Below are 14,052 nucleotides of genomic sequence, written 5' to 3' on the forward strand. Positions count from 1 at the left end.
GCCGGGTCAAGTCCACTGCGCCCAATACTATACAGGAGATAGAAAAAATGTGGCTGTTTCTGGCCTTTGTCGGTGTTCCCCTGATCGAAATCGCTTTGTTCATTCAAGTGGGTGGCGCTCTTGGTCTTGCTCCGACTTTGCTTGTCGTGGTTCTGACGGCCATACTCGGCACCTACCTCGTCAGGAACCAGGGGCGGATTGCCCTCGGGAATCTGCAGCGATCTTTCTCCGAACTCAACGACCCGACCGAACCTCTCGCGCATGGCGCGATGATCCTCTTCTCGGGCGCGCTTCTTCTGACTCCGGGCTTCTTTACCGACGCTGTCGGTTTTGCCCTTCTCGTCCCGCCAGTGCGAGAAGCCGTCTTTCGTTTTCTCAGGGGGCGCGTTCAAGTGCGAAGCTTCTCGATGGGGTCCACGCATCGGGCCGAACCTCACCGTTCAGGCCCCGAAGACGTCATTGATGGCGAATTTGTCGAGGTTGACCCCGAGAAACGACCAACCCACCGGCCCTCTGGCTGGACTAAGCATTGAGGCCTCCGGGCCTTCCTGATAAAGCGTTTTCGAAGATTTTGTATTCCAGGAGACCCACATGTCGGAAAACGGCAATGGCGCAGCTCAGGCCGCCCCCCAAGTTCGCATGAACGTGCTCGCACAATTCATCCGTGACCTTTCCTTTGAGAACATTCTCGCGCAGAAACGTGCGTCCGGCGAAGCTCAGCCTGACGTGCAGGTGCAGGTCAATCTCGACGCTCAGAAGCGCGATGTTGAACATCAGTACGAGGTCGTGACCAAGCTCAACATCACGTCCAAGAACAAGACGACTGGCGAAGAGATGTTCCTTCTCGAACTCGACTATGCTGGCGTGTTCCACATCGAGGGCGTTCCGGACGACCAGATGCACCCGTTCCTCCTGATCGAGTGCCCACGTCTCCTCTTCCCGTTCATCCGTCGCATCGTTTCCGACGTGACGCGCGACGGCGGTTTCCCGCCGCTGAACCTCGACAATATCGATTTCATGCAGCTCTACCGCAATGAAATCGCGCGCCGTCAGGCCGAAACCGGCGCCCAGCCGCAGAACTGATTGAATAGATGCTCCCGCTTGGGCGGGGGCGTTACGAAAGTTTGGCCCACAGGCTGTCGTCGCCGAGTTTCGCAACGAACGCCTCGTGGGCCTTTCTTTCTTCTTCGGTCAGACGCGAGGGCAGGGGAGAAGGCCGCGGCGATGGTCGCCAATTCGATTGCTCTTCGCTTTGTGCACCAGCCTTGGATCGCGTTTGCGTCGCAAGCCCGAAATCCGGCTGCCGCCCCCCGATCAGCTCAAGATACACATCCGCGAGGATCTCGGAGTCGAGAAGCGCGCCGTGAAGCGTCCGGTTGTCATTGTTGATCCCGAACCGTCGACACAAAGCATCAAGAGACGCGGGCGACCCCGGAAATTTCTTGCGCGCAATGGCCAGTGTGTCCACAGCCTGTTCCCAAGGTAGCTGCGGAAGACCCATCCAGCGCAATTCGGCATTAAGAAACTTCATGTCGAAAGACGCGTTATGAATCACAAGCTTCGCATCGCCCACGAAGTCGAGAAACGCTTGACCGACCTCTTGGAAAACAGGCTTGTCGCGCAAGATCACAGCGCCGGGCGCTGGCTCTTGCGGCGGTTCGAGGAGATCCGGGCCAATCCCATGCACTTCGAACGCTTCCATCGGCATCGAGCGCTCGGGGTTGATATATTGATGATAGGTATTGCCGGTCGGCATATGGTTGAAAAGCTCAACGCCCCCGATCTCGACAATTCGGTCTCCGGTGTCAGGATTGAGCCCAGTGGTCTCCGTATCGAGAACGATTTCACGCATCGGATAAGCCTTTCCTGATCGTCGTTACGATATCGTTCACCTGTTCGCGCGCATGTTCAAGCGTATCCGTCACGACAACGAAATCCGATAGCGCGCATTTCTCGGCGTTCGGCATCTGTTTTGCTCGAATTTGCTCAAACTGTTCGAGCGTCATCGTGCCCCGCGCCAAGACGCGCTCTTGTTGAACATCTGCAGGGACGGAAACACAGACAACTGCGTCCATGCCCTTGTTTCCGCCGGTTTCAAACAAGAGAGGGATATCGAACACAACAATATCCGCCTTCGCGATCTCGACAAACCGTGCACGATCCTCACCGACGAGCGGATGAACGACCTTCTCAAGCGTACCGAGAACGCTCGGATCGTGACCGATCATTTCTTTAAGCCTCTCGCGAGACACCTCGCCATTCTCAATCGCGCCCGGCAACACCTCGGCAAGCGGGTCTACGGCCGTGCCGCCCTTGGCATACATCCGATGCACCGCCGCATCCGCATCCCATACTGCACAACCTGCCTCGGCAAATAGCTTTGCCGTAGTGGATTTCCCCATGCCAATAGATCCAGTAAGGCCGAGACGAAACGTCATGCGAGCACCTCATTGCGCAGGCCAGCATCAACCTCCGGTCGCGTGCCAAACCACGCCTCGAACCCCGGCACTGCTTGATGAAGCAACATGCCAAGCCCATCGACTGTAGGACATCCGTTCTCTTTCGCGTTGCGCAATAGATCGGTCTCGAGCGGGGTGTAGACGATATCCGTCACGGTCGCCGTCGACGCCAGCGCCGCGAGGGAAATCTCAAGGGGCGCCTTCCCAAGCATCCCAAGGGACGTTGTATTCACAAGAGTTGCGGCTTCGGCCAATGCCCCCTCTGCCTTTTCCCAATTCACGACCCTGATCCGGTCACCAAAATCAGAGCGCAGCGCGTCGGCGCGCTCTTTCGTGCGGTTCGTGAGCAGGATTTCCGGCACCCCAGCCCGCAAGAGCGAATAGACGATCGCCCGCGCAGCCCCTCCAGCGCCAAGAACCATCGCCGGCCCGGCTTCTGCCTGCCACTCCGGTGCGCCCTGCCGCAGGTTCTCGATAAAACCATAGCCATCTGTATTGTCCCCAAGGACTTTTCCATCCTTGAAAACAAGTGTGTTGACGGCGCCAATCGCTTTCGCTCCCTCGCTAAGCTCATCGACAAGCGGCATGATAGCCTCTTTATGCGGGATGGTGACGTTCGCCCCCACAAACCCCATCTTCGGCAATGCATCAATCACCGCCCCAAGATCATCCGGCGCGACATCCATCGGTAGATAATGCCCCTCAATCCCATATTTCCGGAGCCAATAGCCGTGCAGGCGAGGGGATTTCGAATGAGCGATCGGATGTCCGATCACCGCCGCGAGAGGTATGGATTGCGCTGTCATGACATAAGGTCTCCTCGGACCATGAGATAGTTGAGCAACTCGATAAGCGGCAAGCCAAGTACGTTGAAGTAGTCGCCATCAACCCGCGAGAAGAGACGCACGCCTTCTTCCTCAAGCTTATAGGCTCCGACGGACCAACGGATGCTTTCCCAGTTTCTCTCGACATAATCCTCGAGATACTGATCCGAGAAATCCCGCATCAAAAGACGCACCGTGCCGACATGCCGCCAGACGGGGCGTCCCTCATGATAAAGGACCGCCGCGGATAAGAGCGTATGCCGATTGTTGCGCAACGCGCGTAGCTGCGTCTTGGCGTCTTCAGGTGTTTCCGGCTTTGAAAATACCTTTCCCTCGAAATCGAGCACCTGGTCACAACCAATCACGAGGCTCTCATGGTGTTTCCCAGCAACTTTCATCGCCTTCGCTTCGGCGAGGCCATCTGCGATATCGCGTGGTGTTGCCCCCTCCATTTCAAGACTGCGGCGCAACATCTCTTCGTCAACGCGGGCGGTCTCGATTCGATACGTTACACCTGCATTCCGCAATAGCTGCGCCCGGATTTCCGAACCGCTGGCGAGAATGATGTCTTGGGGCATGTGGAAAACCTGTGGAGGAGGTGTGTGAAACGATTGAACTACTTCTCGGAAAAATCAGGTGGTTTTGCAAGTTCGGGAGAACCCGGGTGGTTTCACGAAGTTTCCCAGCGATCTGTCCCCGGTGGATGGGGAAAACTCTAACCTGTTGATGGCCGGAACTATGCCACGTTGCTCCCCATGGTTTTCCACAAATCTGCTGACCTGAGTTTCCTTTTAACCCTTTGAAATATATTTATTTTTCTTAGGGGTATCCCCATTTTATCTGGCGCCGTTCCATTCTATCCCAAGGTTGGGAAATCTGTGCATAAGCAAGTAATCCCAAGAAATCAGCCTCCCAACATAATCATCATCCTTTCTTTCTTTTTCTTTTTATTAAGAAGACCAAAGAACAAGTCTCGCTCTGACGGTTTCATGTGTTTCGCTTCAAATTGACTCCCTGGCTAAGACCGACTAAAAGCTCTCCAACTGATCCGTCCGGATCACGTGTCCTCCAAGTTCCATATGAATCACGTAGCCACTCTTGGCTGCGCTTAGGATATTTCCATGACTATCGAAAAACTTGCGCTTGCCGATCTGAAGGCAAAGAGCCCGAAAGACCTGTTGGCGATGGCCGAAGAACTCGAAATCGAGAATGCTTCGACGATGCGCAAAGGCGAAATGATGTTCCAGATCCTCCGCGAACGCGCGGATGAAGGCTGGGAGATCTCCGGCGAAGGCGTGCTCGAGGTGCTCCAGGATGGCTTTGGCTTCTTGCGTGCTCCTGAGGCCAACTACCTTCCCGGTCCTGACGACATTTATGTCAGCCCGGAGATGATCAAGAAGTTCTCGCTGCGTACCGGTGATACCGTCGATGGCGTCATCAAGGCGCCGGAAGACAATGAACGCTATTTCGCGCTCATGAACGTCACACAGATCAATTTTGAAGCGCCTGAGAAAGCGAACCACAAGATCGCCTTCGATAACCTGACGCCGCTCTACCCCGATGAGCGCCTTAAGATGGAGATCGAAGAAGACCCGACCAAGAAAGACCGTTCCGCCCGGATCATCGACCTCGTGTCGCCGATTGGTAAAGGTCAACGTTCCCTGATCGTGGCGCCGCCGCGGACGGGTAAAACCGTTCTGCTTCAGAACATCGCTCACTCCATCGAAGCGAACCACCCGGAATGTTATCTCATCGTTCTCCTGATCGACGAACGCCCCGAAGAGGTGACAGATATGCAGCGCTCGGTGAAGGGCGAAGTCATTTCCTCGACCTTCGATGAACCCGCAACGCGCCACGTGGCCGTGTCCGAGATGGTGATCGAGAAGGCTAAGCGCCTTGTTGAACACAAGCGCGACGTCGTGATTTTGCTCGACTCGATCACGCGCCTGGGCCGCGCTTTCAACACGGTGATCCCGTCCTCTGGGAAAGTTCTGACCGGTGGTGTCGACGCCAACGCCCTGCAACGTCCCAAGCGTTTCTTTGGTGCTGCGCGAAACATCGAGGAGGGTGGATCGCTGACGATCATCGCGACGGCCCTCATCGACACCGGCTCTCGAATGGACGAGGTCATTTTCGAAGAGTTCAAGGGCACTGGTAACTCGGAGATCGTCCTTGATCGTAAGATCGCGGACAAGCGCGTCTTCCCGGCCATCGACATTCTCAAGTCCGGTACGCGTAAAGAAGACCTGCTTGTCGACAAGACCGATCTCGCCAAGACCTTCGTCCTGCGTCGTATCCTCAACCCGATGGGCACCACAGATGCGATTGAGTTCCTGATTTCCAAGCTCAAGCAGACCAAGACCAACTCCGAGTTCTTTGACTCGATGAACACCTAAGAGACTGTCATGGCCCATGTGGCTGATACAATCTTCGCTCTTGCAACGGCCCCCGGTAAAGCGGGGGTCGCTGTCATTCGGATATCCGGTTCCGCCGCGGCTAGTGCAGGAGCTGTGCTTTTTGGCGAACTGCCGAAACCCCGGATGGCTTCGCTGCGCATCTTGCGCGATAAGGCCGGGCATCGCCTCGATCAGGCGCTGGTTCTCTATTTCCCCGAAAAGAATAGCTTTACAGGCGAAGAGGTGATCGAGCTGCATCTGCACGGTTCCGTCGCCGTGGTAAACGCCGTGCTGCGAGAGCTTTCGGATATCGAAGACCTACGGCTTGCGGAGCCCGGCGAATTCACGCGTCGTGCCCTCGAGAACGGCTGTCTTGACCTTGCTCAGGTCGAGGGGCTTGCCGATTTGATCGAAGCTGAAACCGAGGCACAGCGGCGCCAGGCGCTGCGCGTGCTCTCAGGCGATCTTGGGTCGCTCGCCGAGAGATGGAGACAGAACCTGATCCGTGCCGCTGCATTGATTGAGGCGACGATTGATTTTGCGGATGAAGATGTGCCCGTTGATGTCACACCCGAGGTCTCTTCGCTCCTTGATACCGTAAGCCAGGACCTTGCCACCGAGATCATCGGCGTGGATACGGCAGAACGGATTAGAACAGGCTTTGAGGTAGCCATTGTTGGCGCTCCAAATGTTGGAAAATCTACTCTTCTCAATACCTTGGCTGGTCGTGAGGCAGCGATTACCTCTGAATATGCAGGCACAACACGGGATGTCATCGAAGTTCGGATGGAACTCAATGGTTTTCCTGTGACATTGCTCGATACCGCAGGTATTCGCGAGACCGAGGACCATGTTGAAGGGATCGGGATTGAGCGCGCCAAGCAGAGAGCGCTGGCGTCTGACCTTTGTGTCTTCCTTGTTGAGGGCGAGGACACGCCCGATTTTGAACCCCGTCCCGGAGATCTCGTGCGGCGTGCGAAGGTAGACAGGATTGCGGATCAGAAGGACGGAATCTCTGGCCTCACAGGGCAGGGGGTTTCCGATCTTGTTTCTGATATTACATCGGTCCTGTCTGAGCGCGCCGCGCGCTCTGGGATTGCCACGCGCGAACGACACCGGATCGCCATGCGCCGCGCAAGCGAGAGCCTTGCTGCCGCCAAGGCTGTGCTCGCGCTTGGGGCAGACCACTACGAGATCGCGGCAGAAGAACTGCGAAGTGCGATTCGGGCTTTGGATTCGATTGTGGGTCGCGTAGATGTCGAGAACCTGCTGGATGAGATCTTCTCGAGTTTCTGCATCGGAAAGTAAGGAGTGTTTCACGTGAAACATTTTGACGTCATCGTTGTTGGCGGCGGACACGCCGGTGCAGACGCCGCGCATGCAGCGGCGCGTGTCGGCGCGAAGACCGCTCTGGTGACCCTTAAGACCTCTGGGATTGGGGTGATGTCCTGTAACCCCGCAATCGGAGGTCTTGGCAAAGGGCATCTCGTGAGGGAGATTGATGCTCTTGATGGATTGATGGGACGCGTCGCGGATCGGGCAGGCATTCAATTCCGTCTTCTCAACCGCCGCAAGGGCCCCGCTGTCCAAGGCCCCCGCGCGCAGGCAGACCGCAAGATCTATCGCGAAACGATGCTGGCGGAGGTGCTAAATACCCCGAACCTGACAGTGATCGAGGGCGAAGCCGCGGATTTTTTGATGGACGGAGAGGCCGTGCGTGGCGTGGTTCTCGGGGATGGATCCGAGGTCCGCGCGTCTTCTGTAGTTCTGACAACGGGTACGTTCCTACGCGGCGTGATCCATATTGGTGATGTCTCCCGTCCCGGTGGTCGTATGGGCGATGCCCCATCCGTTCGACTTGCCGAGCGGATTGATAGCTTTGCGCTCCCACTCGGGCGCCTCAAGACCGGCACGCCGCCGCGCCTGAACGGTAAGACAATCAAATGGGATCTCCTTGATGCGCAGCCTGGCGACGATCATCCGGTGATGTTTTCCTTCCTGAACCGCGCTCCCTTTGCGCGGCAGGTCTCTTGTGGGATCACCCACACGAATGAGCGCACCCACGAAATCATCCGGGAAAACCTCGAACGCTCAGCGATGTATGGCGGTCATATCGAGGGGGTGGGTCCGCGTTACTGCCCCTCGATCGAGGACAAGATTGTACGCTTCGCCGACAAGTCCTCTCATCAAGTCTTCCTTGAGCCAGAGGGGCTTGATGACAGCACCGTCTATCCTAACGGCATTTCGACCTCGTTGCCGCAGGACGTTCAGGAAGCTTACGTGCATTCGATCTATGGCCTTGAGGATTGCGAAATCCTTCAGCCGGGCTATGCGATTGAGTATGACTACGTCGATCCCCGCGCGCTCGACGCCACGCTTGCGCTTAAGTCCGTCCCCGGCCTCTACCTTGCCGGCCAAATCAACGGCACAACGGGCTACGAGGAGGCCGCTGCGCAAGGCCTCGTCGCTGGTCTGAATGCCGCTCTGACCGCGCTTGATCGCGAGCCTCGCACCTTCAGCCGCGCTGAGAGCTATATCGGCGTCATGGTTGATGACCTAATCACCCGCGGCGTGACCGAGCCCTATCGCATGTTCACATCCCGAGCCGAGTTCCGCCTGTCCTTGCGGGCCGACAACGCAGACCAGCGCCTGACGCCGATCGGTATTGACCTTGGTCTCGTGGGGGAAGACCGCACGCGCGTCTTCTCTGACAAGCTCGACCGCCTGACCGCTGGCCGCGAACTTCTCGAAGAGCAGGGCTATACCCCAAAGGAAATCAACGCAGCGGGTATCGCGGTCAATCAAGATGGCAACCGCCGTACAGCGTTTCAGGTCTTGGCATTTCCTGAAGTCGGTTTCGACGACGTCGTGGCGCTAGATCCGAGATTCGAGGCAATTGACCACGAAGCGCGCGAGCAACTTGAGCGCGACGCGCTCTATGCGAATTACATAGAACGACAGAAACGCGATGTCGAAGCGATGCGGCGCGATGAAGGTCAGGCAATACCCGCAGATTTTGATTTCCAGTCCGTCGAAGGGCTTTCGAACGAACTTAAAGCCAAACTTGGCCGCACGCGCCCCGCGAATCTTGGTCAGGCGGGACGCGTTGACGGCATGACGCCAGCAGCCCTGACTCTCATCCTTGCGAAGATTCGTCAGGCCAAGAAGGGCAAAATCGCGTGATTTCTGGGGAAGAAAGCGTTCTGGAGTCGCTCGATGTTTCACGTGAAACATCGGATCGCCTGCGCCTGCTCGCTGATCTTCTTCAGAAATGGAATCCTAAGATCAATCTCGTCTCCAGATCGACGCTGGAAACGCTGTGGGATCGTCACATCCTAGACTCCGCGCAGGTTTTCGATCTCGTTCCGCATCCCGTCGATCATTGGGTTGATATTGGCAGCGGCGGTGGCTTCCCGGGTCTCGTTGTCGCTATTCTCGCAGCGCAAAAAGATCCGGCCCAGAAGACGACGTTGATCGAGAGCGACCAGAGAAAATGCGCCTTCCTGCGCACAGTATTACGCGAGACAGGCGTCTCGGCGACCGTTTTGACCAAGCGAATCGAACAGGCCGATCGCCAGAAGGCAGATATCTTGTCTGCCCGTGCGTTGGCGGATCTTTCTCAACTTTGCGAATTTGCTGAGCGGCACCTGCAATCAGATGGCACCGCCCTGTTTCCCAAAGGCGTCACCTGGCAAAAAGAACTGCGGCAGGCCGAGGAATCGTGGTCTTTCACCCCCGAGGTGATTACAAGTATATCCGAACCAGAAGCTGTTATTTTAAAGCTTGGAGATATTCGGCGTGCCTGATCCCACACGGCCCAAAGGCCCAAAAATCATAGCGATTGCAAACCAGAAGGGCGGAGTTGGCAAGACCACGACCACGATCAACCTAGGCGCCGCGCTTGCTGCGGAAGGGTGCCGTGTTCTGATCGTAGACCTTGATCCGCAGGGCAACGCCTCGACTGGCCTTGGCATAGACCCAAGTGATCGTGATCTTACTACCTATGAGCTCCTTCTGGATGATGTCGCCCTTGATGAGGTGATCCAAAAGACCGAAACCGAAGGTATGTCCATCATTCCCGCGACCGTGGACCTGAGCTCGGCGGATATCGAGCTGATCGCGAACGAGAAACGGAGCTTCCTTCTTCACGACGCCTTGCGCCAGCCCGCGATGGATGCCTTTGGCTGGGACTATATCTTGATTGATTGCCCACCGTCGCTAAACCTTTTGACGGTCAACGCGATGATTGCGTCGAATTCGGTTTTGATCCCGCTTCAAAGTGAATTCTTTGCGCTCGAAGGTCTGTCGCAACTGATGCTGACCGTGCGAGAGGTGCGCCAATCGGCCAATCCGGGCCTGCGGATCGAGGGCGTTGTGCTAACGATGTATGATGCGCGCAACAACCTTTCGCAGCAGGTTGAGCAGGACGCCCGCGACAACCTCGGCGAATTGGTCCTCGAAACGAAGATCCCGCGCAACGTGCGCGTGTCCGAAGCGCCGTCCTTTGCGCAACCGGTCTTGGATTATGATCCAATTTCCAAGGGGGCAGAGGCGTATCGCGCCCTCGCGCGCGAGATTTTGGCAAAACATCTAAAAGTCGCTGCGTAAACGCAGCAGGACGAAGAGGCGAGCATGGCTGAGAAAAAAGGCAAGAACCGGGGTTTGGGGCGCGGCCTTTCCGCGCTTATGGCAGATGTGAACGAAGATCAGGCCAAAGTGCAGTCTGGCGAGGTCCGCCGTGCCGACATGACGGTGCCGATTGAGAAAATCAAGCCGAACCCAGATCAGCCGCGCCGCGACTTCACCCAGTCTCAACTCGAAGAACTCGCGTCTTCGATCAGGGAAAAAGGCGTAATTCAGCCGTTGATCGTGCGCGAACTGGCCTCTGGAGACTACGAAATCGTTGCGGGCGAACGTCGGTGGCGTGCGTCCCAGATGGCCAAGCTGCACGAACTTCCGGTGGTTGTCCGCGACTATGATGATACCGAAGTTCTTGAGATCGCGATCATCGAGAATATTCAGCGCGCCGATCTGAACCCGGTCGAAGAGGCAGCAGGCTATCGCGCGCTCATGGACCGTTTCGGTCATACCCAGGAAAAGCTCTCCGAGGCACTCGGCAAGAGCCGAAGCCATATCGCGAACTTGATGCGTTTGCTGCAACTTCCCGATGATGTGCAAAAGATGCTGAAAGATGGCGACCTAAGCGCGGGGCATGCGCGCGCCCTGATCACCTCGGAAGATCCCTCTGCGCTGGCACGAAAGGTCGTCAAAGGCGGTCTTTCTGTGCGCCAGACCGAAGCGCTTGCAAAGTCTTCGGGTGAGCAAAAGAACAAGCCGGCCAAAGCTCCTGCGCCGAAAGCGCAGAAAGACGCTGATACCGTTGCGTTGGAGGGCGATCTTTCCGCGAATCTTGGGATGAAAGTTCAAATCGACCACAAGGCAGGTGGCGAGACTGGCAAGATTTCGATCAACTACGCCTCGCTCGACGAGCTTGATGAGCTCTGCCGCATCCTAAGCGCTACCAGCTAGGTCGAGTCCAGATAAAGATAAGCACACAACTTAGGGTCACGGCTTGAATCCCAAGGATCAATGGCCGTAGCCCAAGCGCCAGCGATAGCGCAAATACCGCCACAATAGAGACAGTTGCAAGCCGCTTCGCGGAGGGATTGATCGCGCCGCGTGATTGCCAGTCTTCGATGGGCGGCCCGAGCTTTGGGTGCGATAGAAGCCAGTTGTGGAGCCTTTCTGACGACCTCGCGAAAAGAAATGCTGCGAGGAGCAAGAAAGGCACTGTTGGCAACAGCGGGAGAACAACCCCAACAAGGCCGAGCAGAAGGCAGAGTATTCCAAGGGCGGCCCAGAGAAAGCGCATGCTCTACCCGCCCAAAAGCTCGGTCAGAACAGAATCTAGCACGAGTCTGCCTTGAGGTGTTGCTTTAAGTTTTTGATTTTCAAAGACAATCATACCAAGCTCACGCATTGCATCAAGTTTCCCGGTAGCAAGCGGCTCGCCGGCAAGTTCCTCATAACGTAGGAGATCAATGCCTTCTGACAAGCGCGAGCCCATCAACAGAAATTCCGTAGCTTGGCCGCTGCGATCAATTGCCTCGCTCAGAGACTCGCCATTCCCAGCCTCCGCAGCCTCAAGCCATTTCCCCGGCATTTTCCAGGTTTCGATCGCATATTTCTGACCATCGAGTGTAAGCCGCGCGTGGGCGCCGGGACCAATACCCGCATAATCTCCATAGCGCCAGTAGATCTGGTTATGCCGAGATTCAGACCCTGTTCTTGCGAAATTCGACACTTCATAGGCATCAAAGCCGTAGTCTGCACAGATCTCTTGCGTCATCTCGTACATATCCGCTGCAAGGTCTTCTTCGGGCAATCCTCGCAGCTTTCCGCGATTGTAGCGATCGCCAAACGCGGTGCCTTGTTCGACCGTGAGTTGGTAGAGAGACAGGTGATCAATCGCCATAGAAAGCGCCTCGCGCAATTCTGCGGTCCACTCGTCCAGTGTTTGCTCCTGTCGGGCATAAATCAGATCGAAACTGACCCTTTCAAACGTGTTTCGGGCGATTTCAAACGCTGCCTTCGCCTCATCGACCGTATGAATTCGTCCTAGCCGCTTCAAATCACGATCATTGAGCGCCTGAATCCCCATTGAGATCCGATTGACGCCTCCATCGCGATAGGCGCGGAATCGACCGGCTTCAACAGAACCAGGATTGGCTTCGAGCGTGGTTTCAAGATCATTTGCGGCCGGCCAGAGGCGCCGCACGCGCTCTAGGATTGCGGCGACCGTTTCGGGATCCATAAGGCTCGGCGTGCCACCGCCGAAGAAAACGGTTTGTAGAACCCGGCCTTGGGTCTGCTCTGCAACCCGGTCCAATTCAGACAGATAGGCTCTAAGCCAGCGTTTTTGGTCTATTTTCTGCGACACATGGCTATTGAAATCGCAATAGGGACACTTGGCCTGACAGAACGGCCAATGGATGTAGAGGCCGAAGCCTCCATTTCGCCAATCCTCAGCCAAAACAGCCCGCAACGAACTTGGCGACCGCATCACCGCGGTGGCTCATCTTGTTCTTTTCCCAGCGATCCATTTCGGCAAAGGTCACGTCGTGGCCTTCAGGAACAAAGATCGGATCATAGCCAAAGCCATCTTTGCCCCGCATTGGCCAGGTAATTGCGCCCGGCACGACGCCCTCGAATACCTCGTCATGCCCATCCGGCCACGCAAGAACGAGAGTGCAGCGAAACTGCGCCGTCCAGGGCTTCGCCGCGCCGCACGCGACAAGCTCATCATGCGCCCGCGTCATCGCCATCGCGAAATCCCGGCCATTGCCAGTTTCGGCCCAATCGGCCGTGTAAACGCCCGGCGCGCCGTCGAGACCATCAATCGTCAACCCGCTATCGTCGGAAAGGGCAGGGAGCCCGGTCGCCTTGGCCGCTGCATGGGCCTTGATCCGGGCGTTGCCGACGAATGTGTCCTCGGTTTCTGCAGGTTCCGGTAGGTTCATCTCACCCGCGCCGACAACCGACACACCAAAGGGCTCAAGAAGATGCGCGACCTCCTCAAGCTTGCCTTTGTTATGTGTCGCCACCAGAAGGCGGTTGCCGTCGAACTTCCGGGTCATTTCACCGCTGCCATCTGCGCCGCGACAAGCTCATCAACGCCCTTCTCGGCAAGATCGAGAAGTTCATTCATCTGTGCACGGGAGTAGGTCGCCCCCTCAGCGCTCATCTGCACCTCGATAAGTTGCTTATTGGCGAGCATGATGAAGTTTCCGTCAACACCTGCCTCGGAGTCCTCCGGGTAGTCGAGGTCAAGCACCGGCTGACCCGCGTAGATCCCGCAGGACACCGCCGCGACCGGCTCAACCAGCGGATCAGAGATCACATCGCCAGCCTTCATCAGCTTGTTGACCGCAAGGCGCAACGCAACCCAACCGCCCGTGATCGAGGCGCAGCGCGTCCCGCCATCGGCCTGAATCACGTCACAGTCCACAGTGATCTGACGTTCACCAAGAGCAACCCGGTCGACCCCGGCGCGCAGGCTTCGCCCAATCAGGCGCTGAATCTCGACGGTTCGCCCGCCTTGTTTGCCGGCGGTTGCCTCGCGCCGCATCCGGCTCGAGGTCGAGCGCGGCAGCATCCCGTATTCCGCAGTGACCCAACCGAGACCAGAGCCTTTGATAAACGGAGGCACGCGGTCCTCGATCGTCGCGGTGCAGAGCACATGCGTATCCCCGGCCTTGATGAGGCAGGAACCCTCCGCATGTTTCGTCACCCCGGTCTCGATCGAGATCGGACGCATTTCATTCAGTTGTCTTCCAGAAGGGCGCATCGTGAAAATCCTTTGTTGCTTGGCCA

The 14,052-nt window shown here is 56.9% G+C and carries 16 protein-coding genes; 8 read left to right on the top strand and 8 right to left on the bottom strand.

From position 1 onward, the window contains the following. The first annotated feature begins 47 nt into the window (after positions 1–47). Positions 48–533, top strand: coding sequence for an FxsA family protein (locus MK745_RS11515; protein ID WP_243613445.1), 486 nt, complete (start codon positions 48–50; stop codon positions 531–533). Between the two features lie 58 nt (positions 534–591). After that, the gene (gene secB, locus MK745_RS11520) at positions 592–1,083 is read left to right on the top strand and encodes a protein-export chaperone SecB (RefSeq protein WP_243613446.1); all 492 of its coding nucleotides are present in this window, start codon (positions 592–594) and stop codon (positions 1,081–1,083) included. A 31-nt stretch (positions 1,084–1,114) separates the two neighbouring features. Here the strand turns inward: secB and dnaQ are convergent, their stop codons facing one another. The 4 genes from dnaQ to MK745_RS11540 are packed head-to-tail and all read right to left on the bottom strand — an operon-like array spanning position 1,115 to position 3,861. Continuing rightward, complete coding sequence (gene dnaQ, locus MK745_RS11525; RefSeq protein ID WP_243613447.1) at positions 1,115–1,852, bottom strand: DNA polymerase III subunit epsilon; 738 nt, start codon at positions 1,850–1,852, stop codon at positions 1,115–1,117. Beyond that, a complete protein-coding gene (gene coaE / locus MK745_RS11530; protein ID WP_243613448.1) occupies positions 1,845–2,438 on the bottom strand; it encodes a dephospho-CoA kinase in 594 nt (197 codons plus the stop codon). Before coaE ends, dnaQ begins: the two co-directional genes overlap by 8 nt. Next, complete coding sequence (locus tag MK745_RS11535; protein WP_243613449.1) at positions 2,435–3,265, bottom strand: shikimate dehydrogenase; 831 nt, start codon at positions 3,263–3,265, stop codon at positions 2,435–2,437. Before MK745_RS11535 ends, coaE begins: the two co-directional genes overlap by 4 nt. After that, positions 3,262–3,861 (bottom strand): Maf family protein, encoded by a 600-nt coding sequence (locus MK745_RS11540; RefSeq protein ID WP_243613450.1) that lies wholly within the window; start codon positions 3,859–3,861, stop codon positions 3,262–3,264. The genes MK745_RS11535 and MK745_RS11540 overlap by 4 nt, the downstream gene beginning before the upstream one ends. 543 nt (positions 3,862–4,404) lie before the next feature. On the opposite strand from MK745_RS11540, the gene rho reads away from it, so the two are divergent. From rho to MK745_RS11570, 6 genes are read left to right on the top strand one after another with little or no spacing between them, the layout of a single operon-like run. Further along, positions 4,405–5,679: a transcription termination factor Rho gene (gene rho, locus MK745_RS11545; protein ID WP_243613451.1), complete on the top strand. Its 1,275-nt coding sequence runs from the start codon at positions 4,405–4,407 to the stop codon at positions 5,677–5,679. A 9-nt stretch (positions 5,680–5,688) separates the two neighbouring features. Beyond that, positions 5,689–6,987 carry a tRNA uridine-5-carboxymethylaminomethyl(34) synthesis GTPase MnmE gene (gene mnmE / locus MK745_RS11550; protein ID WP_243613452.1) on the top strand — a complete coding sequence of 433 codons (1,299 nt, stop codon included), beginning with the start codon at positions 5,689–5,691 and terminating at the stop codon, positions 6,985–6,987. Positions 6,988–6,990: 3 nt separating this feature from the next. Continuing rightward, a complete protein-coding gene (gene mnmG, locus MK745_RS11555; protein WP_243613453.1) occupies positions 6,991–8,862 on the top strand; it encodes a tRNA uridine-5-carboxymethylaminomethyl(34) synthesis enzyme MnmG in 1,872 nt (623 codons plus the stop codon). Then, on the top strand, positions 8,859–9,485 hold the full coding sequence (gene rsmG / locus MK745_RS11560; RefSeq protein WP_243613454.1) for a 16S rRNA (guanine(527)-N(7))-methyltransferase RsmG: 627 nt from the start codon (positions 8,859–8,861) through the stop codon (positions 9,483–9,485). Before mnmG ends, rsmG begins: the two co-directional genes overlap by 4 nt. Continuing rightward, positions 9,478–10,287 carry a ParA family protein gene (locus MK745_RS11565; protein ID WP_243613455.1) on the top strand — a complete coding sequence of 270 codons (810 nt, stop codon included), beginning with the start codon at positions 9,478–9,480 and terminating at the stop codon, positions 10,285–10,287. The genes rsmG and MK745_RS11565 overlap by 8 nt, the downstream gene beginning before the upstream one ends. Positions 10,288–10,311: 24 nt before the next feature. Then, positions 10,312–11,208, top strand: coding sequence for a ParB/RepB/Spo0J family partition protein (locus MK745_RS11570; protein ID WP_243613456.1), 897 nt, complete (start codon positions 10,312–10,314; stop codon positions 11,206–11,208). Here MK745_RS11570 and MK745_RS11575 read toward each other — a convergent pair. The 4 genes from MK745_RS11575 to rph are packed head-to-tail and all read right to left on the bottom strand — an operon-like array spanning position 11,198 to position 14,026. Further along, positions 11,198–11,551: a YbaN family protein gene (locus MK745_RS11575; RefSeq protein ID WP_243613457.1), complete on the bottom strand. Its 354-nt coding sequence runs from the start codon at positions 11,549–11,551 to the stop codon at positions 11,198–11,200. The two genes, MK745_RS11570 and MK745_RS11575, sit on opposite strands and share 11 nt — an antisense overlap. 3 nt (positions 11,552–11,554) lie before the next feature. Beyond that, positions 11,555–12,712 carry a radical SAM family heme chaperone HemW gene (gene hemW, locus MK745_RS11580; RefSeq protein ID WP_243613458.1) on the bottom strand — a complete coding sequence of 386 codons (1,158 nt, stop codon included), beginning with the start codon at positions 12,710–12,712 and terminating at the stop codon, positions 11,555–11,557. Continuing rightward, complete coding sequence (gene rdgB / locus MK745_RS11585) at positions 12,705–13,316, bottom strand: RdgB/HAM1 family non-canonical purine NTP pyrophosphatase (protein ID WP_243613459.1); 612 nt, start codon at positions 13,314–13,316, stop codon at positions 12,705–12,707. Before rdgB ends, hemW begins: the two co-directional genes overlap by 8 nt. After that, a complete protein-coding gene (rph, locus tag MK745_RS11590; protein ID WP_243613460.1) occupies positions 13,313–14,026 on the bottom strand; it encodes a ribonuclease PH in 714 nt (237 codons plus the stop codon). Before rph ends, rdgB begins: the two co-directional genes overlap by 4 nt. Positions 14,027–14,052: the final 26 nt, after the last annotated feature.

It is taken from the genome of Shimia aestuarii (assembly GCF_022814865.1).
GTDB classification, from domain to species: domain Bacteria; phylum Pseudomonadota; class Alphaproteobacteria; order Rhodobacterales; family Rhodobacteraceae; genus Shimia; species Shimia aestuarii_A.